We start from the raw sequence: 23,576 nt of genomic DNA on the forward strand, positions 1-23,576 counted from the left end.
GATATGGAAAATAAACCTCCATATGTTGCTCTTTTTTAATCTTCTCTATTCAAAATGCACTTCACTATATATAATATAAAATTATAAATGAATTAAGGAGAGGGAATATGACAAGTAACCATACAACAATTGAAGATACATATACTACAAAAGATCTTATTAAAGCGGCTGTAAGACAGGTACAAATGAAAGAAGTTATGGCAACTCAAACACCTGGACGATATTTACTAAAGTCAATGATGTCAGGATTTTTATTAGCTATTGTTACAGTATTTATGTTAGCAATCAAAACACAGTTTGCAGGAACAAATGATGGACTTGTTAATTTATTAGGAGCAATCTCATTTAGTTTAGCTTTAGTTCTTATTGTTCTAACTAATTCAGAATTACTTACTAGTAATTTTATGTATTTAACTGTCGGATGGTACTACAAAGTAATTGCAGTTAAAAAAATGTTATACATATTCTTATTTTGTTTTATTGGAAATATTATAGGTGGGTTTATTTTATTCTTATTAATGAAGGGGACACATGTGATGACACCTGAAATGGTTGCAAGTCTAAGTAAAACAGTACATTTAAAAACGGTAGAATCAACTTGGTTAAATATTCTTATCAAAGGGATATTCTGTAACTTCTTTATTAATATTGGTATTTATGTTTCAATGCTTTTTAAAGAAGGTTTAGCGCGCGCATTTTTCATTGCTGTTGGTGTGATAGTATTTGTATTTATGGGATATGAACACGTTGTATTTAATGCTGGATTATATGCAGGAATGATTTTTTATAATAGTGATGCATTATCATGGATAGATGTGCTAAAAAATATCGTATTTGCTTTTGTAGGTAACTATATTGGTGGAGGTATTTTTGTAGGGCTTGTTTATGCCTATTTAAACGGAAAAAGAGACAGTATAAAAGCATAGTAAGACGATCAAAGAGCGGAAATATCGAGAGACATTTCCGCTCTTTTAATCCCCAACATATTGACTTAATATTCAGAAAATCTTATTATTTTAATCAACATTAAAATAATAAGGGGGAAACCATTTGGTTGCGAATATTCTAGTAGCTCATGGCATGAGAAAAGGAGATCAAAATAAAGCACTCGGTGAATTTATAGATAGTTTATTACAAGATGAAACTTACGCTTATGAGCTTGCTTTTATTGAAAGTGAAGAAAAAAGTGTTGAAAATACGATTATTAATTTAATAGAAAAAGGAGAAACGCAATTTAAAGTTGTACCTTTACTTATATTTTCAGCTATGCATTATATTGTAGACATTCCAGAGATGTTAAGAAACATTAAACAAGCACATCCAAATATAACCTATGAAATTAGTGCACCTCTTGGTACGCATCCATATATGGTAGATTTAGTAGAACAACGTATTAATGATGTGGATATAAAAGAAGACTCAGATGTGGCAGTTGTATTGATTGCACATGGTAGCTTTTCTTATACTAAAGCACATGATGAACTAAAAGAATTGAGTACTAAGTTAAAGCAAGACAAACCTATATATTGCCGTACGTTATATGGAGATATTACGTTTAAAAATGATTTAGATCAACTTTCAAGACAATATCATCATCTTATTGTGGTTCCAATGTTTTTATATGATGGACGTTTAGTTAATAAAGTAAAAGGTCTTATATCAGAGATGGATATTGCTAATGAATTGCACATTACCCCGTCTATTAATTTCGACCCTATTTTAAAATCGATTATTCGAGAGCGATTAAAAGAATTAACAGTATAGTAACTACATACATCTTTCATTATATGAGTGCTAAATCCTCACTTATGTAATGGAAGGTGTTTTTTATTAGGGAAATCCCCGATTTTACATTTAAGTGTGAAAATAATCACAAATTCAAAAGAATATGGTATAAAATAGCCTTGTAAAGAATAGTGAGTGCAAAACTATTTGAATTTAATAATAATTAAATGTAATAAAAGGGGCATTGATATGGCTAAACAAAAACTCGTAATGATTGGTAATGGTATGGCTGGTTTAAGAACAATTGAAGAAATTTTAGAACGTTCAGATTCTCAATTTGACATTACAATTATTGGTAAAGAACCTTATCCTAATTATAATCGAATCATGTTATCCAACATTTTACAAAAGAAAATAACAGTTGAAGAAACGATTATGAATGATTATGACTGGTATAAAGAACATCATATTGAACTAATTGTAGATGATCCAGTTGAAAAAGTAGATAGACAATCCAAAACTGTCACTACATCTAAAGGTATCACTGTAGCTTATGATATCTGTATCTTTGCGACGGGTTCAAAGGCATTTGTTTTACCTATACCTGGATCAGAATTACCAAGTGTCATCGGTTGGCGCACAATTGAAGATACTGAGCGTATGATTGAAATTGCTAAAACAAAACGACGTGCCATTGTTATTGGTGGAGGTCTTCTTGGATTAGAATGTGCAAGAGGATTAATGGATCAAGGTATGGATGTAACAGTTCTTCACTTAGCAGAATGGCTGATGGAAATGCAATTAGACCGTAAAGCTGGAGATATGTTAAAAGCTGATTTAGAGCGTCAAGGTATGCATATCGAACTACAAGCAAATTCTAAAGAAATTATAGGAACAGATGATGTAGAAGCTATTAAGCTAGCTGATGGTAGAGTAATAGAAACAGATTTAGTCGTTATGGCTGTTGGTATACGTCCATTTACCGAAGTAGCTCGTGAAGCGGGATTAGAAGTGAATCGAGGTATCGTTGTTAATGATTACTTGCAAACATCTGATGAACATATCTATGCCGTGGGTGAATGCGCGGAACACAACGGTAAAGTATATGGTTTAGTTGCACCTCTTTATGAACAAGGTAAAGTGCTTGCTGATTATTTAACAGGTAAAGAGACTGAAGGATATAAAGGTTCTACAACATTTACGTCTTTAAAAGTATCAGGTTGTGATTTATATAGTGCAGGACAAATCGTTGAAGATGAAACTGTACACGGTATCGAAATCTTTAACAGTGTAGATAATATTTACAAAAAAGTCTATCTAAGTGATGGTCGAGTGGTAGGTGCCGTTTTATATGGTGATACAGATGATGGTTCAAGATTTTATAGTATGATGAAAAAACATGAATCACTAGAGGACTATACACTAGTGTCACTGCTTCATAAAGGCGGAGAAGAAAGTGGAACTTCAATAGCAGACATGCCTGATGATGAAACAATTTGTGGTTGTAATGGTGTAGATAAAGGTACGATTGTCAACGCAATTACAACAAAAGGGTTGACTACTGTAGATGAGGTTACAAAAACAACCAAAGCAGGAAATTCTTGTGGTAAGTGTAAAGGACAAATTGGAGAAATACTAAAATGTACATTAGGTGATGAATTTGTAGCTGCTAAACCAACGGGTATTTGTGCATGTACTGATTTGACACGTGATGAAATTGTTACTCAAATTAGAGCTAAAGGTTTAAAAACATCAAAAGAAGTTCGTCACGTACTTGATTTTAAAGATAAAAATGGTTGTCCAAAATGTCGCCCAGCTATCAACTATTATCTAAATATGGTATATCCTCATGAACACCAAGATGAAAAAGCATCAAGATTTGCGAACGAACGTTATCATGCAAATATTCAAAATGATGGTACTTTCTCAGTGATTCCACAAATGCGTGGTGGTGTCACAGATGCTGACCAATTAATTCGTTTAGGTGAAGTAGCGAAAAAATATAACGTGCCTCTTGTTAAAGTAACAGGGTCTCAGCGTGTAGGGTTATATGGTCTTAAAAAAGATGAGTTACCAAAAGTTTGGAAAGATTTAGGTATGCGCTCTGCCTCTGCATATGGTAAGAAAACGCGTTCTGTGAAAAGTTGTGTTGGTAAAGAATTCTGTCGATTTGGTACACAATATACTACACGTTTAGGTATTCGATTAGAAAAAACATTTGAATACATAGACACACCTCATAAATTTAAAATGGGTGTTTCTGGTTGTCCAAGAAGCTGTGTAGAATCAGGTGTTAAAGACTTTGGTGTCATTTCAGTAGAAAATGGCTATCAAATTTATATTGGCGGTAACGGTGGTACAGAGGTCACTGTAGGTCAATTACTTACTACTGTTGAAACAGAAGATCAAGTGGTACAACTTTGTGGTGCGCTTATGCAGTATTACAGAGAGACTGGAATATATGCTGAACGAACAGCACCATGGCTTAAACGACTAGGATTTGATCATGTTAAGGAAGTGCTTTTAGATGAACAACGTCAAAAAGAACTTTTTGATAGAATTATGGATGCAAAACAAGCACTTGAAGAAGAACCTTGGGAAGCTATTGTTGAAAATAAAGAAGCACAAAAAATATTTGAAGTCGAGAAAGTGTGAGGATGAGTGTAATGGAAAAAGTTAAAGTAACAACTATGGATGAATTAACACCATTAATTGGTAAAAAGGTTATCGTTAAAGATAAACAAATCGGTATATTTTTAACAGAAAATGGAGAAGTGCATGCTATTAATAATGTGTGTCCACATAAAGAAGGACCGTTATCTGAAGGTACTGTAAGTGGAGAATATGTTTATTGTCCACTCCACGATCAAAAAATTGATTTGAATACGGGTGAAGTGCAAGAACCTGATACAGGTTGTGTTGAAACATATCAAGTTGAAATTCAAGATGGAGACGTATTTATATGTCTCTAGTCACTAAAAGTGAATTTGGAAAAGTATATTTAATTGGAGCTGGTCCTGGCAATCCTAATTTGCTAACTAAACAAGCAGAACGATTAATTCGTCAAGCAGATGTTATTTTATATGATCGTCTTGTCAATCCATTGATATTACAATATGCAAAGCCAACTACTGAAATCATAGATGTTGGAAAAAAACCTTATACTAAACATATTCAACAAGAAGATATCAATTTAAAAATAGTAGCAGCAGCGAAAAAGTATAAAATTGTTGTACGTTTAAAAGGTGGAGACCCAGCAGTGTTTGGTCGAGTAACTGAAGAAATAGACATTTTAAAAGAACATCAGATTGCCTATGATATTGTACCTGGGGTAACTTCTGCGAGTGCAGCGGTAGCTTCATTAGACTTAGGTTTAACGATGCGCTCAGTAGCACTAAGTGTTACATTTTCCACAGGTCATTTTAAAGATGATATTGATCAAGACATGGATATACGTAATTTAGCTAATGGTGGAACTTTGGCAATTTATATGGGAATTAAACGATTAAATGATATTATTAATCAAATTAGAAGATATACTAAAGAAGATTATGATATTGCTATCATTTTTAATGCTACGTGTTATAACGAAACCATAGTGGTTGGTAAACTAAGCACTATTGAACATCAATTATCTAAGCTTAATATTAAACATGATCCAGGAATTTGTATATTAGGCCATATCATTAACTATATGGATGACGAAAAGATTATACACTCAAAACAAACAATAGATGAAACATTGTACGTTATTAAAGGGAATAAAGACTTAGCCCTTTCAAAAGCAGAAGACTTATCTCAACAGTATTTAAAATGCTTAATTCAATATAATGAAACTTATCATTCTTCACAAAAGTATTTATATGAATCGATCATAACGCAGCACCAAAATATTAAATATATTGAAGTGTAGTTCTTTACGCTTCGAATGTCATAAGTGAGATAACACGATATTTAAAACGTGTGTTATCTCACTTTTTTTAGGGATTCTTTTATATGAAATAGGTAATTCCCTAATATAAAAACCATGTGAAAAAATGTACAATTTAAATGAAATTTCTTTAAATAACATTGGACATAAGTAACGTATTACCTTTGCAGGTAGGAGGATTTATATAAATGGGAAAATTCGGATTAAACTTTTTCAAACCAACTGAAACGTTTAATGGAAATTGGTCAGTTTTAGAAAGTAAAAGTAGAGAATGGGAAAAAATGTATCGTGAAAGATGGAGTCACGATAAAGTAGTAAGAACCACACATGGCGTAAACTGTACAGGATCATGTTCGTGGAAAGTTTTCGTTAAAAATGGTGTGATTACGTGGGAGAATCAACAAATTGACTATCCAAGTTGTGGTCCAGATATGCCTGAATTTGAACCTCGGGGATGTCCACGTGGCGCGTCATTTTCATGGTATGAATACAGCCCACTTCGTGTAAAATACCCTTACATTAGAGGTAAACTATTAGATCTATGGACAGAAGCACTTGAAGACAATAATGGAAATCGTATCGCCGCATGGGCATCTATCGTTGAAGATGAAAAGAAAGCTAAATTATATAAAGAAGCACGTGGTAAAGGTGGACATGTACGTGCAAGTTGGAAAGATGTAACAGATATTATCGCAGCACAAATTCTTTATACTATTAAAAAAGATGGTCCGGATAGAATCGCTGGTTTTACACCTATTCCAGCAATGTCGATGATTAGTTATGCATCTGGTGCGCGTTTTATTAATTTATTAGGCGGGGAAATGTTAAGTTTTTATGATTGGTATGCTGATTTACCACCTGCATCTCCTCAAATTTGGGGTGAACAAACTGATGTACCTGAATCAAGTGATTGGTACAATGCTTCTTACATCATTATGTGGGGCTCTAACGTTCCACTTACTCGTACGCCTGATGCCCATTTTATGACTGAAGTACGTTATAAAGGTGCAAAAGTGGTTTCTGTAGCACCAGATTATGCAGAAAATGTTAAATTTGCTGATAATTGGTTAGCACCTAATCCAGGAACAGATGCCGCAGTTGCTCAAGCTATGACACATGTCATCTTACAAGAATTTTATGAAGATAAACCAAGTGATATGTTTGTTAATTATGCAAAGCAATATACAGATATGCCATTTGTATTGATGCTGAATGAAGATGAGAATGGTTATAAGGCAGGACGATTTTTACGTGCAAGCGATTTAGGTATAAAAAGTGAAAATGGTGAGTGGAAACCAGTGATTCACGATGCGATTAGCCACAAACTTGTGGTTCCAAACGGTACAATGGGTCAACGTTGGGAAGAAGGCAAACAATGGAATTTAAAACTTGAAACAGAAGATGGAAGTAAAATTGATCCAGCTTTATCTGTTGCAGAAGAAGAATATGAGTTACAAACCATTCAATTCCCTTACTTTGATAGTCAAAGAGACGGTATTTTCGAACGACCTATCCCAACTAAAAAAGTTAAATTAGCAGATGGTAAAGAAGTACGTATTGCTACAGTATATGATTTAATGGCTAGTCAATATGGTATTAAACGATTTGGTCATGAGTTAGAAGCTAAATCTTATGAAGATAGTGAATCTAAATATACACCTGCATGGCAAGAAAACGTTACAGGTATTAAACAAGAATTAGTGACACAAGTCGCAAGAGAATTTGCACAAAATGCTATTGATACTAAAGGACGTTCGATGATTATTATGGGTGCGGGGATTAACCACTGGTTCAATTCTGACACCATTTACCGTGCTGTATTGAATTTAGTTCTCTTATGTGGATGCCAAGGTGTTAATGGTGGAGGTTGGGCTCACTATGTTGGGCAAGAAAAATGTCGTCCAATCGAAGGATGGAATACTGTAGCTTTCGCTAAAGATTGGCAAGGTCCACCACGTTTACAAAATGGTACAAGTTGGTTCTATTTTGCAACTGATCAATGGAAATATGAAGAATCTAATGTAGATAAATTGAAATCACCACTTGCTAATAACATTAAACATCAGCATCCAGCAGATTATAATGTGACAGCAGCACGTTTAGGTTGGTTACCTTCATATCCACAATTTAATAAAAACAGTTTGTTATTTGGTGAAGAGGCAAAAGATGCGGGCGATGATTCAAATGAAGCTATTTTAAAACGTGCGATTGAATCAGTGAAAAATAAAGAAACAGAATTTGCTATTGAAGACCCAGATTTAAGAAAAAATCATCCTAAAACATTATTTGTTTGGAGATCTAACTTAATTTCAAGTTCAGCTAAAGGTCAAGAGTACTTTATGAAACATTTACTTGGTACACGTTCAGGATTAATGGCTGAACCGAATGAAGATGATAAACCAGAGGAAATTAAATGGAGAGAAGATACAGTAGGTAAATTAGATTTACTTGTATCATTAGATTTTAGAATGACTGCAACGCCTTTATATTCTGATATTGTGCTGCCAGCAGCAACTTGGTATGAAAAACATGACTTATCTTCAACAGATATGCATCCATTTATTCATCCATTTAATCCAGCAATTGATCCATTATGGGAGTCACGTTCTGACTGGGACATTTACAAAACATTGAGTAAAGCAATTTCAGAAATGGCTAAAGATTATTTACCAGGTACATTTAAAGATGTGGTAACTACACCACTTGCACATGACTCTAAACAAGAACTAGGTTCTGAATACGGTATCGTTAAAGATTGGTCTAAAGGTGAAGTAGAAGGTATTCCAGGTAAAACTATGCCTAACTTCTCTATTGTAGAACGTGACTATACTAAAATTTATGATAAATATGTTACATTAGGACCTTTACTTGAGAAAGGTAAAGTAGGTGCACACGGCGTTAGTTTTAGCGTTAAAGAAGAATACGAAGAGCTAAAAAGTATGATTGGTACGTGGAATGATGACGATGAACATTCTGTTAGAAATGATAGACCACGTATTGATACTGCACGTAAAGTAGCTGATGCAATTTTAAATATCTCTTCGGCAACGAATGGTAAATTATCTCAAAAATCATATGAAGATTTAGAAAATCAAACTGGAATGGAATTGAAGGATATTTCAAAAGAACGTGCATCTGAAAAAATTTCGTTCTTAAATATTACAGCTCAACCAAGAGAAGTTATCCCAACAGCAGTATTCCCAGGCTCTAATAAAAATAATCGTCGTTATTCTCCATTTACAACAAATATTGAAAGACTTGTACCTTTTAGAACGCTAACTGGAAGACAAAGTTACTATATCGATCACGAAGTATTCCAGCAATTTGGTGAAAGCTTACCAGTATATAAACCAACACTTCCACCAATGGTATTTGGCGCAAGAGATAAAAAGGTAAAAGGTGGACAAGATGCACTTGTTCTACGTTATTTAACACCTCATGGAAAATGGAATATTCATTCAACATATCAAGATAATGAACGTATGTTGACTTTATTCAGAGGCGGTCCAGTTGTTTGGCTGTCTAATGAAGATGCTGAGCAACATGGTATCAATGATAATGATTGGCTTGAAGTTTATAACAGAAATGGTGTTGTGACTGCAAGAGCGGTAACGTCACACCGCATGCCTAAAGGTACGATGTTTATGTATCACGCACAAGATAAGCACATTGAAACACCAGGTTCTGAGATTACTGATACTCGTGGGGGATCACATAATGCACCTACAAGAATTCACTTAAAACCTACGCAATTAGTTGGAGGATATGCACAAATTAGTTATCACTTCAATTACTATGGACCAATTGGAAACCAACGTGATGTGTACGTCGCAGTTAGAAAAATGAAGGAGGTAAATTGGCTTGAAGATTAAAGCGCAAGTTGCAATGGTATTGAATTTAGATAAATGTATTGGCTGTCATACATGTAGTGTGACATGTAAAAATACTTGGACCAATAGACCGGGTGCAGAATACATGTGGTTTAATAATGTAGAAACAAAACCAGGTGTAGGATATCCAAAACGTTGGGAAGATCAAGAGCACTATAAAGGTGGTTGGGTATTAAATAAAAAAGGTAAACTTGAACTTAAATCAGGTAGTAAGTGGTCTAAAATTGCCTTAGGTAAAATCTTCTATAATCCAGATATGCCGTTAATCAAAGATTATTATGAACCATGGACTTATAATTATGAACATTTAACCACAGCTAAAGAAGGTAAACATTCACCAGTTGCAAAAGCACATTCATTGATTTCAGGAGATAAACTAAATCTTGAATGGGGACCAAACTGGGAAGATGATTTAGCTGGTGGACATGTAACAGGACCAGAAGATCCAAATATTCAAAGAATTGAAGAAGATATCAAATTCCAATTTGATGAGACATTTATGATGTATTTACCTCGTCTATGCGAGCATTGCTTAAATCCTAGTTGTGTCGCTTCATGTCCTTCAGGGGCTATGTATAAAAGAGATGAAGATGGTATTGTTTTAGTCGATCAAGAGGCATGTCGTGGGTGGCGCTACTGTATGACAGGTTGTCCTTACAAAAAAGTATATTTCAACTGGAAAACAAATAAAGCTGAAAAATGTACATTCTGCTTCCCAAGAATTGAAGCAGGAATGCCAACTGTATGTTCAGAAACATGTACAGGAAGAATGAGATATTTAGGCGTTTTATTATATGACGCTGATCGTGTACACGAAGCGGCTTCAGCTGAAAATGAACAAGATTTATATGAAAAACAACTTGATATCTTCTTAAACCCATTTGATGAAGAAGTGATTGAACAAGCAGAAAAAGATGGTATCAGTTATGAATGGATCCAAGCTGCTCAAAATTCACCTGTGTATAAATTAGCGATTGAATATAAATTGGCATTTCCATTACATCCTGAATTTAGAACAATGCCAATGGTATGGTACTGCCCGCCTTTAAGTCCAATTATGAGTTATTTTGAAGGTAAAAATTCAGGTCAAAATCCTGATATGATTTTCCCAGCCATCGAAGAGATGCGTTTACCTATTGAATATTTAGCAAACTTATTTACAGCAGGTAAAGTAGAGCCAGTAAAAGAAGCGTTACAAAAAATGGCAATGATGAGAAGTTATATGCGTGCTCAAGTCACAAACAAACCATTTGATACTTCTAGATTAGAACGTTTAGGTTTATCAGAAATTCAAACAAAAGAAATGTATCGTCTATTAGGTTTAGCTAAATATGAAGATCGATTTGTTGTACCATCTTCACATAAAGAAACCTATTTAGATACGTATCACGCTCAAGGTAGCCAAGGATATGGCGGTGAATATTTCGGAGATAATTGTGAAGGCTGCGGTGTTCCAGTAGGTTCAACGTCAGGAAAATCTGGTCAAGAGATTTATAATGAGAATTTCTATGGAGGTATTTTCCGTGATTAATCTAACACAATTTAAATACTATCAAGAAAGTTTTGGATATCTTGCACAACAACTTAATTTTCCAGAAAAATTAACATTTCATCCTAATACATTTGAAGAAACGATTCATCCTTCGCATCCAGGATATTCAGATTTAATGAAATATCGTGAAATTATGTACCAATTTACTTTATCTGAAATTAAAGCAATTTATACGGATACGTTTGATTTCAATAAAACATCACCTCTTTATATGACTTACAATAAATTTGATACTCAAAAAGAAAGAGGTCAAATGCTCGCAAAACTAAAAGTACTTTATGAAATGTTTGGATTAAAAATGGTAGATAATGAATTATCAGATTATCTACCATTGATGTTGCAGTTTTTACATGTAGCAAGTTGGCATAATGATCCTCGTGCAGAAGGCAATATTGAGTTAGTGATTATGATTATTGAAGATGGTACATATGAAATGGCAAATCAATTAGCTAAGGAGAATAATCCTTACGCTTATGTGATTCGTGCATTACGAGAAACATTAAAAGCTTGTTTAGACATTCCAAAAGAGGTGACACATCATGCTTAATCAATTTCTTTGGATTATTTACCCATATTTATGTGTGGCAATTTTTATCGTTGGTCATATTGCTCGATATAAATATGATCAGTTTTCATGGACTGCAAAATCGAGTGAGTTTTTAGAAAAAAAACAACTTAAATGGGGCAGTCTGTTATTTCACTTAGGAATTATTCCAGTATTTTTTGGTCATGTGGTGGGGTTAGCTATTCCAGCAAAATGGATAGATGGACTTGGCATAAGCGAAAGTACATATCACTTTGGAGCTGTTTATATTGGTAGTATTTTTGGTATAATGACTCTAATTGGAATGTTACTTTTAACAGCAAGACGTTTAACGATTAGTAATGTGAGAAAGTTAAGTTCAGCTTCTGATATTTTCGTAAATTTCTTATTAATATTGATTATATTTATGGGATGTTTCTCAACTTTAGTTACTAATGCAATGGTAACTGACTTTGATTACCGTCAAACGATTTCTATATGGTTTAGACACTTATTTACATTCTCACCCAATGCAGCACTAATGACAGGCGTTCCATTATCATTTAAAATTCATATCTTATTAGGATTTACAATATTAGCTTGTTGGCCATTTACACGTCTTGTACATGTATGGAGTATTCCATTAGCATATACAAATAGACGTTATATTGTATATAGAAAACATAAAGCACCTCGTGCACATTAAATATAAAAGGAGTACGATATATGATTCCGGAACCTTTGTTTGAACCGGTACATTTTCAGCAGGAACTTGACACACTTAGAAAAAAAGTAAACTGTGATTTTGCTGCTGTTGCACTATATGAAAACCACGAACCTTCTGGACCTATTAAATGGCAATATGTTTCAGGTAATTTAAACAGTCGTTATAAATTGATTGTTTTGAGAAAAGGCAGAGGCTTAGCTGGGACAGTCATGAAAACAGGAAAGCGAATGGTTATAGAAAATGTTTCCAAAACAATAACACCAGAAGAAAAAATTAAGTACCCTATTTTGATGAGTGAAAACTTAAACGCGCTCGTTGCTATACCATTATGGCATGAACAGCATGTTGCAGGCGTGTTATTATTAGGACAAAGAGGTAATAAAACATTGCCTAAAGTGATTAATCAATTAAATATTAAAGGCCGTTTGTGGGAATTTAATGAAGAAATCTAGGTGATATATGTGTTAGAGTTATATAATCTGCAAATGGAAGACTTACTAAAAAAATATTATGAAACTACAAATGAAAAAATTGTTTTTGTAAATAAAGAAGGAAAAGTCATTGCAATGAATGACGCCGCTGAAGAAATTATTTCAAAAGATAATAATTATAGTGCGATGACAAATGCGATTTGTGATCGTTGTGAAGGGTATTCAAATGAATTTGAACTTCAAAGTTGCAAAAATTGTTATTTAGACACATCTAAACCAAACGATATCAATTTTCAAGTGTTTATGAAAACAGTAGATCATAAAGTTCGACCATTTACAGCTTCTTATCAAGCGATTGATGAAGATAATGAGATATATGCATTTACACTTCAAGATATTTCGCCGCAAATTGAAAGACAAGAAAAAATGTATCAACGTCAGATGATGAGAAAAACAATTTCCGCGCAAGAAAATGAAAGAAAACGTATTTCTAGAGAACTACACGATAGTGTTGTACAAGAAATGCTAAATATTGATGTTGAACTCAGATTGCTGAAATATCAAAAAGAATCCTCAGAACTTGTCCAACAATCACAACGTATTGAGGGATTAATGTCTAAATTGATTGATGATATAAGACATCTATCAGTTGAATTAAGACCCTCATCTCTAGATGATTTAGGCTTGGAAGCGGCTTTTAAATCATATTTTAAACAATTTGAAAATAATTATGGTATGCAAATTGTATATCAATCTAACATTCAAGATAAAAGATATGATAGTGAAGTAGAAACGGTGGTTTATCGTGTGGTACAGGAAGCGGTATTTAATGCATTAAAATATGCAGGCGTAAGTTCGGTAGATGTCTTTGTCCAGGAGGTTGGACGTTTATTAATGGCTGAAGTGATTGATCATGGTCAAGGTTTTGATCCGAATTCTCAACCACAAGGTACAGGACTAGGATTGTATGGTATGAATGAAAGAGCAGAGCTTGTAAACGGAAAAGTGAATGTAGAAACACATTTAGGAAAAGGAACGATTATCACTTTAGAAGTGCCACTCTAGAGAGCGTAAGGGGACTGACTTATAATTGAAAATAGTAATTGCAGATGATCATGCAGTAGTAAGAACAGGTTTTTCTATGATATTAAACTTTCAAGAAGATATGGAAGTTGTAGCTACGGCAGCTGATGGAGTAGAAGCGTACCAGAAGGTGATGGAATACAAACCGGATGTATTAATTATGGATTTAAGTATGCCACCTGGTGAGTCTGGCTTAATTGCTACTAGCAAAATTTCTGAAAGTTTTCCTGAAACAAAAATATTAATTTTAACAATGTATGATGATGAAGAATATCTATTTCATGTTTTAAGAAATGGTGCTAAAGGATATATTTTAAAAAATTCACCAGATGAACAACTGATTTTAGCAGTACGAACAGTGTATAAAGGTGAAACGTATATTGATATGAAACTAACGACGTCATTAGTAAATGAATTTGTAAATGTTTCTAATCAAGATGAAAAAGCAACCAATGATCCTTTCAAAATACTTTCTAAAAGAGAATTAGAAATATTACCATTAATTGCAAAGGGATATGGAAATAAAGAAATTGCTGAAAAATTGTTTGTATCCGTTAAAACAGTTGAGGCACATAAAACGCATATTATGACTAAATTAAATTTAAAATCTAAACCAGAGCTTGTAGAATATGCGCTTAAGAAGAAACTTTTAGACTTTTAAATATGTTGAAAGACTTAAATAATGACACTCATATTATAATTTTACCAGCACATAATATTCATGTGTTGGTTTTTCTTTGTCTTATTATTTAAATATAGGGGGATTATTAGAGAGTATAAGGGAAAATCCTTATGTTCATATTTTCACAAAGTGATTAAAATTTAAATGTAATCAGTAATTAATAACACAAATTGACTATATTGATATGTGGTTTAATTATCGATAATAGAAAATAAAAATTGATGAAGGTGAAAAAATGAATAAAACTAAGGGTGGTTTTCAACTTACGTTACAAACTTTAAGTCTTGTAGTTGGATTCATGGCTTGGAGCATTATTTCTCCATTGATGCCATTTATTTCACAAGATATTAAAATTAATCCAGGACAGTTATCAATTATTTTAGCGATACCAGTTATCCTAGGATCGATTCTTCGTGTACCATTTGGTTATTTAACAAATATTATTGGCGCTAAATGGGTATTCTTTTGTAGTTTCATTATATTATTATTTCCTATTTTCTTCTTAGGACAAGCCCAATCGCCTGGTATGTTAATGGCGTCTGGATTTTTTTTAGGAGTAGGAGGAGCCATTTTCTCTGTAGGTGTCACTTCAGTTCCTAAATATTTTTCAAAAGACAAAGTAGGATTAGCAAATGGTATTTATGGAATGGGAAATATTGGTACAGCAATTTCATCATTCTTAGCACCTCCTATTGCGGGTATTGTAGGATGGCAAACAACAGTAAGAAGTTATCTTATTATTATCGCTATTTTTGCAATATTAATGTTTTTCCTTGGAGATGCTAAAGAACCTAAAGTTAAAGTACCTTTAGGCGCTCAAGTTAAAGATTTATCTTCAAACTACAAACTATATTATTTGAGTTTATGGTACTTTATTACATTTGGTGCTTTTGTAGCATTTGGTTTATTCTTACCTAACTATTTAGTTAATAATTTCGGAATAGATAAAGTAGATGCAGGTATTCGATCAGGAGTATTTATCGCATTAGCAACATTCTTAAGACCTGTGGGTGGGATTTTAGGAGATAAATTCAACGCGGTTAAAGTCTTGATGATAGATTTTGTTGTGATGATTATCGGTGCAGTTATTTTAGGTGTTTCAAGTCATATTGCCTTGTTTACTATAGGTTGTTTAACAATTAGTATTTGTGCTGGATTAGGAAATGGACTCATCTTTAAACTTGTGCCATCTTATTTTGCTAAAGAATCTGGTACTGCAAATGGAATTGTTTCTATGATGGGAGGATTAGGTGGTTTCTTCCCACCACTTGTTATCACGTATGTTACTTCATTGACAGGTTCAAGTCATTTAGCATTTATTTTACTAGCTGTATTTGGAATACTTGCTTTTATTACAATGGGTCATCTTTACAAAAAAGAATACGCAAAATAAATAAACAACGTAGTGCACTAGCACTACGTTTGTTTATTAGCTTATGCTAAGTATCTATGTTTTCAATAATCTAATGTAAAATGAAATATGAATACAACGTACTTTGTTTGATGAGAGGTTGAAATAATAACACAAGCTGAAACTACCCTCTAAGAGAGTAAGGCAATAATACGAAGAATTATAAATAAGCCAGTAAATGAATGTCTCATCACTCATTTACTGGCTATTTTTCTGAAAGTTATATCTCAACTTCTTTTATTTATTCTACTGTAATTGTAGTACCTTCGTCTTCTTCAGTGACATTCTTAGGTAAAATCACCACTAAAACACCATCTTCATAACTTGCTTTGATTTGATTTTTATTAATATCTTCGAATTCAAAGCGTCTTACCAATTCTCCGCTTGAGCGTTCACTTAATTGAACACTACCTGTTTGCTCAGATACTTGTTTAATTACTTTAATCGTTAAAGTAGCATGTTCATATTTAAGATGAATGTCTTGTTTCTTTACGCCAGGTAATTCGGCTTCTAGAACATATTGATTTTTTTGACTGTAAACATTTGTTGGGAAGCTTTTAGTTGAAAATTGGTTAAATACTTGTTCACCTAGATCACGAAATACATCTCTTGGATTATTTTTAAAAATAGCTTGATCAAAAAATTCTCTATTATTCATATATGAAATCTCCTTTTCAGAGTAATATGTCATAAAATATATTGAAATTTTACAATATCATTATATAAATAGAGATACTACACGTAAAGTAAAAGCAATTTGAAAGTTTGAAGAATTAAAAAGTGAAAGATGTGGAATAAAGAAACATGACAAAAGACGTCGATATTATGTATTAGTTAGAAAATAAAAGAAAGAAGGAACAATAATTACTTAGCTTTTGTCATGTGTATTAACTATTCAGCATTAGAGCCGAAGTTCTCTGAAATAATATGTCTTAAGCTACTAGCAAGGCCATCCGCTTCATCGTCAGAAATATCAAAATCATTAAACACTTGATTAGAAATTTGCTCTAATACTGGTTTAATGTCTCTACCATTTTGAGTTAATGAAATTTGTAAATTACGTTCATCTTCTTTTTCTCGCATGCGTTGTACGTAACCTTTTTTCTCTAATTTTTTTAAGAGAGGCGTTAAAGTTCCAGAATCTAAGAAGACGCGTTGACCAAGGGACTTAATGTTTATTTTTTCGTCGTTTTCAATAGCCATAAGAACCATAAAACTTGTGTATGTTAAATCATACTCTTTTAGATAGTGAGTATATTTTTTAATTACCTCTTTTGAAGTAACATAAAGTAAAAAACATAATTGTTTACTTAAATAACTGTCCTTTACATACATATTCTTTCCCCCTCAACTTACTTAAAGATAGTATGAACAATAGCTATTGTCAAGACTATTGTTAGAGTAATATATAAGTTTTTTAATAAATTTAAAAGTAAATTTAAATAAGTCTACATATAATTTTAGATTGTTGATTTATTTCAAATTCTAAATTAAATTATTAGTATATTTTGTTACAAAAAAGATGTATCACTTTAAAAAAGTTACTATTTCATTCATAATTATTTAAATGATAAAAGAAGCTATTTTATTGAGTAATATGATGAAGGAGTGCTCTGATGAGTAAGAAGCAAAAGATTATTAGAATTATTATTATATTAGCTATTTCTCTTGTATTAGCTATTGCGTTCTTCTTTGGAACGAAAGCGTATCAAGGGCATAAAAATGTGCAACTTGTAGACAATTATATAGAACAAAAACATTTGAAAGATAAAATTAAATCAGAAAAAACATTATATAGTGCTAAAAGAGGCGTTTATTATAAACAAGTAGTGTTTAAAGACGAACCTAATTTAACATATATCATTCAGCCAATTGGTACACGTAAAGGTATTTTAGTTGAAGGATTTGATACGGAAACCAAGAAAAGTATTAAAGGTGCAAAACATAACTATTTCAACCAAAATTATAAGCCATAATATATAATCAATACGTAGAACCAGAGATATTAATGATGATTACTACTCAAAAAAACAATATCTATAGAAAAATAGATATTGTTTTTTTAAATGAAATTTTTTGTTAAATGGTAAAGGTAAACGAGTTAGTTAAAAAAGATTTTAGAGTAATGTAATTCATTTATAAACCGCTCTTACATTGAGAAGGTTAAAGATAGTGATTGAATTCCAACATCTATATTCTAAAAATATTCTCACTTTTCTGTTTTTAATTAATTATTTTTGCCAAATTAAATATGTATATTATTTAATAGTTTTTAATTTGTTATATCCGAATTTTGAATAATTTGATATAATTAAGCGATGTCAGAAGAAGGGGGTTTCAACGTGACTCTGTTCAAGAGAAAAGTTAGCCTACCTATGCAAGTATTAATTGCATTAGTGCTAGGTGTAGTAATTGGTTTATTATTATTTGGACAAACAGGTGTTGCAAATTATATTAAACCTTTCGGTGACGTTTTCTTAAATTTAATCAAAATGATCATCATCCCAATTGTATTCTGTTCACTTGCTTTATCTATTTCGAATTTAGGGGATTCGAAAAAAATAGGAAGCTATGGATGGAAATCAATTCTTTATTTCGAAATTATTACAACCATCGCCATCGGTTTAGGTTTAATTATTGGTAATATTTTTAAACCAGGAATTGGATTAGATCCTGATAAGTTACCTAAAGGCGATATTACTAAATATCAATCAACTGCGTCTGCCGCAGAACAATCTACATACGGTAACCACTTTATTGATACAATCGTAAATATTATACCAACTAATATTTTTGAAGCTTTAACTAAGGGTGAGTTATTGCCAATTATTTTCTTCGCAGTATTCTTTGGTTTGGGATTAGCTGCGATTGGAGAAAAAGCTGAACCAGTTAAAGGTTTCTTAAACGGTACATTAGAAGCCGTATTTTGGATGATTAATAAAATCTTAAAATTAGCACCAATTGGTGTATTTGCATTTATTTGTACAACTGTTATGACATTCGGTGCTTCAGCTTTAATTCCATTAGCTAAACTTGTTTTAGTAGTTGTGTTTGCGATGATTTTCTTCATTATTGTTGTTTTGGGTATTGTAGCAAGAATTTGTGGAATTAGTATTTTCTCAATCATTAAAATACTTAAAGATGAATTATTACTTGCATTCTCTACTTCAAGTTCTGAAGCAGTGTTACCAGTAATGATGAATAAAATGGAGAAATTTGGTTCACCAAAAGAAGTGACTTCTTTTGTTATACCAATTGGATATTCGTTTAATTTAGACGGATCAGCCTTATATCAATCTATCGCCGCTTTATTTGTTGCTCAAATGTATGGTATTCACTTATCATTATCTGAACAAATCATTTTAATGGTGACATTAATGGTTGCATCTAAAGGTATGGCAGGTGTGCCAGGAGTATCTATCGTAGTGTTATTAACAACATTGGGGGCAATGGGCTTACCAGCTCAAGGTCTTGCGTTAATTATCGGTGTAGATCGTTTGTTAGACATGGTTCGTACATGTGTGAACGTTATTGGTAATGCATTATCTACAGTAGTTATCTCTAAATGGGAACATGTTTATGATAAAGAAAAAGGTAAGAAATATCTAGAATCAATTTAAAAAAAGAAATCTGACATTTTTAGCGTCGCTTGGATAAGCGATGCTTTTTTATTCAAAAAGAAAAAGCGAGATAACTGATTTTAAATGAATGTTATCTCGCTCTTTATACTGCCTAATATATCAAAAGTTACATGCCTTTCATATCATGCATTTCATGAATTTTCATCATGAGACCATGTGGCACTTCATCATGATTTACTTTTGATACTCTAGAAAATGAATCAGAACCTTTTTCTTTTACTAAAAAGACAAAATCGCCTTTTTTTACTTTTACATTAGTGTTAGAAGGTAATTTAACATTTTTCTCTACTTTTTCAGTTTGTTCATTTACCATTTTATCAATAGTGTGACTATCTTTCATATAGCCATAGTAGGATTCTTTTTGCTGACCATTTAGCATTACAATGACTAAAATAATGCTAACAATTAACATAATTGCAATTAAAAAAATTCCTAACCCTAAACCTTTTTTGTTCTTCATTAAGACTCTCCTTAAATATATTAATTTATTTATACAAAAAATAGAATTAAATTGCAATAAAAGTTTCACAAAAATTCAATTGTACTTCAACTAATATAAATGAAGCATTATAAATAAGCAAAAAAAAGTAGATAGAATTCATGATACATTCTATCTACTCTTATTAACAATCAAATTAAAGATCAATTGTGATTGGTGTATCAATATCATCATCATTCATTAAAGTAATCGTTTTTGGATTTATTTTTAACACACATAAATTAGAATCCTCTTTAGAATCGAAGAATGTTTTGTCTTGTGTTTCCCACAACCAATCAATGACTTTCTGATCTTCTACAATGTCAATACTTGCTTCTATTTCAACAAAACTATTATTTGTTGTTTCATTATATCCTAGTAAAATATATGCTTCTGGATTACTTTGAATTTCTTTTACTTTAGAACTTTCATTGCTTGTTTTTGTATATAAATTAAGACCATCGTTATAGAACACCATATATCTGCTATTCGGTTTATTATTATATGCAGTTGATAATACGCCAATTTTAGAAGTATTTAAAACTTTCTCAATCGCTTGAGTCACTTTTTGTTTGTCCAAACTAATCATCTCCTTATTGTATTTATATCCTTTTAAAATTAAATTTAAACAGATTTGATATAAATATATTTCACTTCATCATGATGCAACGTTATGTTAAATGGATGATTGGTTTCTTCTTGTATAAATAGTTCTGTTTTAGGTTGATTGCATCTATCTAACTGATGAATAATACTTTTTTCAATGTATACAGGTAAATTATCTTGAGACATTAATTGATGGATCGTCCCATGTTCTTTATTTAATGTATTTGCGATGATTAAGCTGTTTTCGTTTAATTTATTTAGTATTTGATAATGCTGTTTACTGTCAGACAAATAGCGATCATTAATTTTATTAAATAAGATAAAATGATAATTTCCATCTTTTTGACTCATTAAGTAATTATTTGAAATATGGATAGGCACATCGATAAATGCTGCAATAAATTGATAAAGATGCATAATTGGAAGTAAACTCCCATGTCGATTAAATAATGCAATAAACATCGGATCATCTTCAAAAAGGTGATAGCAAATACCACCTCCATATTTTAATAGCGCCGTTAAATGACAAACTAAATCTGCTAGTTGAAGTGGATGCCTACCGTCATTTGTATACTTAAAGCAACGTAATGATAAGCTACTATAGACAAATTGGGTCGAAGGTATATTAGAATTCTTTATAAAATGAACGTAGTTTTCGAAATGAGTATTTGCATGAGTAAATCCGCGTTGGTATTCAATTAATATATTTTTCGTATCAATATTTTCAATGTCAACAAAATAGTAATCAAAATTAAGACGCTTCATTGTATCATAGACTTCTTGTAACTTTTCGTACTGATGTAATAATCCTTCCACTAAAACACCATATTTAATCGAACGATTTTTGTTTCTAAGTTTTAAATATGATAGATGAATATCTTGGATAGTCATTGACTTGGTATCAAATACGAGCATAAATCGTACACTTTTTTTATTCCATTTATAATCTTGATTATTTTCTAGAAACGTCATAATTAAATCGTAAAAAGTAGTGAACTCAGATTTATTTTTGATAATGACAGCTAAACTGATATTTTTTTCAAATAATTTTTCGAAGCAGCGATTGAGTAAGTTTCCGTTAATTGAATGTTGATTCATATCACTCATATCATTAATCAAAATGGCTGGTTTAGGTAAATAAGATAAATCGATATCATAATGATCATTAAAAACAAACTGGAATAATTCATTAATATTTTTAAAATGAATAAATGCCTTTGAAGATTGAGTATGTTGAAAGGCTTCTAATTGCTCAAGATCAATGATAGTTGTTTCGGTTGATAATTGTTCAGTTGTTTCAAACTGAGAGATTAATTCAAAATGCTTAGGTTCAATGTCACTCTTCAGTCGTATCGCAGATATAGGATCAGAATGATTCAGTTGAGAACGAAATTGTTTTGGACTTAAATTAAGATAATTTTTAAATTGATTAGTAAAATTGGTATGACTACTAAAACCGGATTGTTCAGAAATACTTGTAATAGAGTCATTTGTACAAATGAGTAATCTAATAGCATGATTAATTTTCAAACTTGTATAATAATCTTTAAAATTAATATTCAATATACGTACAAATAAATTTGAACAATATGACTCAGAAATAAGTACATGTGCTGCAATATCTTGTAGAGAAATATTGGAAGTGATGTGATCATGAATGAATGTAAGTATATTAATTAAGATGTGCTGTTCAACAGGAATCTTTGGAATATATATATGAGGATGTCTAATAACTGCTTCTTTATAAAAAGTTTGTATGATCTTTGGAATAACTTTGTCATCATGATGAGATGTGTTGTACATATGTTCTATATTATTTAAAATGATTGATTTGATAAAATGACTTGATTGTAAGAGATGTGCATCAAAGTGGCAATTAAAAAAAGCAGAGTCTTCAAGATAAAAGTAAGCCATTGGTATTTTGAGCTCAATCAGATTTCTTCCTTTATTAATTTGATATAAATCACCTTGATTAATGATTGCAATATGATTTGATAATGGGTGATACTTTCCATTGATTGTCATTTCTAATTCATTAGTTAAAGAAAATAATATAAGCACATGGTTGATGTTTCTCCTAGGCATAGAAGTAATATTTTCATGTAAAAAAAGAGTACTGCTCATAAATAAGTCTCCTCATCTAGTATAGTATTTGTAAGCGGGGATTTAGGTCTGTTTGAATAATAAGAGTTATTATATATGAAAATAAAAGAGATATTAATAGTTAAAAATAAAAAAATTTCGTTTATTTTTAAGTGAAAACGTTAACAATTTTATAGATGCACAATATTATTATTTTTTTTAGAATGTCGCATGAGACTATTGAAAATTTTTAGTAGGTCAATGAAACGAATTTAAATGCATAATAAATATAGATTTTGAGTGAAGAGATATAAGCTATTAAACAATGATTCACTTGAAATTAAAAATGACTAATTCTGTACATACATCACGATACAACATCATTTGAATATATAGCATCAAGAATGAATTTACTTATATATTTGATATGAGCCCCATATATTTAAAATCACTATTTAAATGTATATCAAGACACAACATCTTAGAGCATTAGCAACCGATATACAATAGTTTAATGAAACGAACGATTACGGTATTTTAAATAGAGAAAATGACATCACTCCGTAGAGTAAGCAACTTAGAATAAAAGATGCATGCAAATATAAAAGGTATTAACAGTAGCTAACTATTATATTTAGAATCATTATAACTCCCCAAAAATTTCTATTTAATGTGTAACAATTTTACATCATAACATCTAAATATACTTTTACTTAATTAAACATCACGAAACATATTCAAAGTTAAGAATGTCAGAATTAGTATTAAAAAAACCTGGGACAACATGCGTTGTCCCAGGTTTTTTGATGTATTA

The 23,576-nt window shown here is 31.6% G+C and carries 20 protein-coding genes; 15 read left to right on the top strand and 5 right to left on the bottom strand.

The genetic code is table 11. The annotated features are described in order from the left end of the window. The first annotated feature begins 107 nt into the window (after positions 1–107). The 13 genes from NSU06_RS02360 (at position 108) to NSU06_RS02420 (ending at position 15,937) form a co-directional block, all read left to right on the top strand. Complete coding sequence (locus tag NSU06_RS02360; protein ID WP_002448547.1) at positions 108–926, top strand: formate/nitrite transporter family protein; 819 nt, start codon at positions 108–110, stop codon at positions 924–926. Positions 927–1,050: 124 nt separating this feature from the next. Then, positions 1,051–1,764 (top strand): sirohydrochlorin chelatase, encoded by a 714-nt coding sequence (locus NSU06_RS02365; RefSeq protein ID WP_070663278.1) that lies wholly within the window; start codon positions 1,051–1,053, stop codon positions 1,762–1,764. Between the two features lie 210 nt (positions 1,765–1,974). After that, positions 1,975–4,380, top strand: a complete 2,406-nt coding sequence (gene nirB / locus NSU06_RS02370) for a nitrite reductase large subunit NirB (RefSeq protein ID WP_145423988.1) — start codon at positions 1,975–1,977, stop codon at positions 4,378–4,380. Positions 4,381–4,382: 2 nt separating this feature from the next. Further along, positions 4,383–4,697 carry a nitrite reductase small subunit NirD gene (gene nirD, locus NSU06_RS02375; RefSeq protein WP_029376759.1) on the top strand — a complete coding sequence of 105 codons (315 nt, stop codon included), beginning with the start codon at positions 4,383–4,385 and terminating at the stop codon, positions 4,695–4,697. Then, on the top strand, positions 4,688–5,638 hold the full coding sequence (gene cobA / locus NSU06_RS02380; RefSeq protein WP_145423990.1) for a uroporphyrinogen-III C-methyltransferase: 951 nt from the start codon (positions 4,688–4,690) through the stop codon (positions 5,636–5,638). Before nirD ends, cobA begins: the two co-directional genes overlap by 10 nt. Before the next feature lie 206 nt (positions 5,639–5,844). Then, positions 5,845–9,528, top strand: coding sequence for a nitrate reductase subunit alpha (locus NSU06_RS02385; RefSeq protein WP_340779266.1), 3,684 nt, complete (start codon positions 5,845–5,847; stop codon positions 9,526–9,528). Further along, entirely contained in the window at positions 9,518–11,077 is a 1,560-nt protein-coding gene (gene narH, locus NSU06_RS02390; protein WP_019834828.1) for a nitrate reductase subunit beta, read from the top strand. Before NSU06_RS02385 ends, narH begins: the two co-directional genes overlap by 11 nt. Then, positions 11,070–11,645 carry a nitrate reductase molybdenum cofactor assembly chaperone gene (gene narJ, locus NSU06_RS02395; RefSeq protein WP_019834829.1) on the top strand — a complete coding sequence of 192 codons (576 nt, stop codon included), beginning with the start codon at positions 11,070–11,072 and terminating at the stop codon, positions 11,643–11,645. Before narH ends, narJ begins: the two co-directional genes overlap by 8 nt. After that, positions 11,638–12,327 (top strand): respiratory nitrate reductase subunit gamma, encoded by a 690-nt coding sequence (gene narI, locus NSU06_RS02400; protein WP_017174958.1) that lies wholly within the window; start codon positions 11,638–11,640, stop codon positions 12,325–12,327. The genes narJ and narI overlap by 8 nt, the downstream gene beginning before the upstream one ends. A gap of 20 nt (positions 12,328–12,347) precedes the next feature. Continuing rightward, positions 12,348–12,800 carry a nitrate respiration regulation accessory nitrate sensor NreA gene (gene nreA / locus NSU06_RS02405; RefSeq protein ID WP_019834830.1) on the top strand — a complete coding sequence of 151 codons (453 nt, stop codon included), beginning with the start codon at positions 12,348–12,350 and terminating at the stop codon, positions 12,798–12,800. Between the two features lie 33 nt (positions 12,801–12,833). Further along, positions 12,834–13,844 (top strand): sensor histidine kinase, encoded by a 1,011-nt coding sequence (nreB, locus tag NSU06_RS02410; protein ID WP_221413217.1) that lies wholly within the window; start codon positions 12,834–12,836, stop codon positions 13,842–13,844. 25 nt (positions 13,845–13,869) lie between these two features. Then, a complete protein-coding gene (gene nreC, locus NSU06_RS02415; RefSeq protein ID WP_002448626.1) occupies positions 13,870–14,523 on the top strand; it encodes a nitrate respiration regulation response regulator NreC in 654 nt (217 codons plus the stop codon). Between the two features lie 256 nt (positions 14,524–14,779). Then, a complete protein-coding gene (locus NSU06_RS02420; RefSeq protein WP_049382389.1) occupies positions 14,780–15,937 on the top strand; it encodes a nitrate/nitrite transporter in 1,158 nt (385 codons plus the stop codon). A gap of 259 nt (positions 15,938–16,196) precedes the next feature. Here NSU06_RS02420 and NSU06_RS02425 read toward each other — a convergent pair whose 3' ends face one another. Beyond that, positions 16,197–16,613, bottom strand: coding sequence for an Hsp20 family protein (locus NSU06_RS02425; RefSeq protein ID WP_002488807.1), 417 nt, complete (start codon positions 16,611–16,613; stop codon positions 16,197–16,199). Positions 16,614–16,846: 233 nt separating this feature from the next. Further along, positions 16,847–17,290 (bottom strand): MarR family winged helix-turn-helix transcriptional regulator, encoded by a 444-nt coding sequence (locus NSU06_RS02430; RefSeq protein WP_002448339.1) that lies wholly within the window; start codon positions 17,288–17,290, stop codon positions 16,847–16,849. A 281-nt stretch (positions 17,291–17,571) separates the two neighbouring features. On the opposite strand from NSU06_RS02430, the gene NSU06_RS02435 reads away from it, so the two are divergent. Continuing rightward, the gene (locus NSU06_RS02435) at positions 17,572–17,931 is read left to right on the top strand and encodes a DUF3139 domain-containing protein (RefSeq protein ID WP_049414187.1); all 360 of its coding nucleotides are present in this window, start codon (positions 17,572–17,574) and stop codon (positions 17,929–17,931) included. A 366-nt stretch (positions 17,932–18,297) separates the two neighbouring features. Further along, positions 18,298–19,575, top strand: a complete 1,278-nt coding sequence (locus tag NSU06_RS02440) for a cation:dicarboxylate symporter family transporter (RefSeq protein ID WP_017174953.1) — start codon at positions 18,298–18,300, stop codon at positions 19,573–19,575. A 127-nt stretch (positions 19,576–19,702) separates the two neighbouring features. Here the strand turns inward: NSU06_RS02440 and NSU06_RS02445 are convergent, their stop codons facing one another. From NSU06_RS02445 to rsp, 3 genes are all read right to left on the bottom strand, one after another. After that, complete coding sequence (locus NSU06_RS02445; RefSeq protein ID WP_002488761.1) at positions 19,703–20,056, bottom strand: DUF4889 domain-containing protein; 354 nt, start codon at positions 20,054–20,056, stop codon at positions 19,703–19,705. Between the two features lie 175 nt (positions 20,057–20,231). Continuing rightward, positions 20,232–20,654 (bottom strand): pyridoxamine 5'-phosphate oxidase family protein, encoded by a 423-nt coding sequence (locus tag NSU06_RS02450; RefSeq protein WP_002488735.1) that lies wholly within the window; start codon positions 20,652–20,654, stop codon positions 20,232–20,234. Between the two features lie 44 nt (positions 20,655–20,698). Next, positions 20,699–22,804: an AraC family transcriptional regulator Rsp gene (gene rsp, locus NSU06_RS02455; RefSeq protein ID WP_049379325.1), complete on the bottom strand. Its 2,106-nt coding sequence runs from the start codon at positions 22,802–22,804 to the stop codon at positions 20,699–20,701. Between the last annotated feature and the right edge of the window lie 772 nt (positions 22,805–23,576).

Source organism: Staphylococcus sp. FSL W8-1270 (assembly GCF_038007165.1).
GTDB classification, from domain to species: Bacteria; Bacillota; Bacilli; order Staphylococcales; family Staphylococcaceae; genus Staphylococcus; species Staphylococcus hominis.

What these genes read in the sequence shown, in the direction of transcription:
- NSU06_RS02420 (WP_049382389.1), top strand. Translation starts at nt 14,780, where the DNA reads ATGAATAAAACTAAGGGTGGTTTTCAACTTACGTTACAAACTTTAAGT.
- nirD (WP_029376759.1), top strand. Translation starts at nt 4,383, where the DNA reads ATGAGTGTAATGGAAAAAGTTAAAGTAACAACTATGGATGAATTAACA.
- cobA (WP_145423990.1), top strand. Translation starts at nt 4,688, where the DNA reads ATGTCTCTAGTCACTAAAAGTGAATTTGGAAAAGTATATTTAATTGGA.
- nreB (WP_221413217.1), top strand. Translation starts at nt 12,834, where the DNA reads ATGGAAGACTTACTAAAAAAATATTATGAAACTACAAATGAAAAAATT.
- NSU06_RS02425 (WP_002488807.1), bottom strand. Translation starts at nt 16,613, where the DNA reads ATGAATAATAGAGAATTTTTTGATCAAGCTATTTTTAAAAATAATCCA.
- NSU06_RS02430 (WP_002448339.1), bottom strand. Translation starts at nt 17,290, where the DNA reads ATGTATGTAAAGGACAGTTATTTAAGTAAACAATTATGTTTTTTACTT.
- rsp (WP_049379325.1), bottom strand. Translation starts at nt 22,804, where the DNA reads ATGAGCAGTACTCTTTTTTTACATGAAAATATTACTTCTATGCCTAGG.
- NSU06_RS02360 (WP_002448547.1), top strand. Translation starts at nt 108, where the DNA reads ATGACAAGTAACCATACAACAATTGAAGATACATATACTACAAAAGAT.
- narI (WP_017174958.1), top strand. Translation starts at nt 11,638, where the DNA reads ATGCTTAATCAATTTCTTTGGATTATTTACCCATATTTATGTGTGGCA.
- NSU06_RS02445 (WP_002488761.1), bottom strand. Translation starts at nt 20,056, where the DNA reads ATGAAGAACAAAAAAGGTTTAGGGTTAGGAATTTTTTTAATTGCAATT.
- NSU06_RS02385 (WP_340779266.1), top strand. Translation starts at nt 5,845, where the DNA reads ATGGGAAAATTCGGATTAAACTTTTTCAAACCAACTGAAACGTTTAAT.
- nreA (WP_019834830.1), top strand. Translation starts at nt 12,348, where the DNA reads ATGATTCCGGAACCTTTGTTTGAACCGGTACATTTTCAGCAGGAACTT.
- nirB (WP_145423988.1), top strand. Translation starts at nt 1,975, where the DNA reads ATGGCTAAACAAAAACTCGTAATGATTGGTAATGGTATGGCTGGTTTA.
- NSU06_RS02435 (WP_049414187.1), top strand. Translation starts at nt 17,572, where the DNA reads ATGAGTAAGAAGCAAAAGATTATTAGAATTATTATTATATTAGCTATT.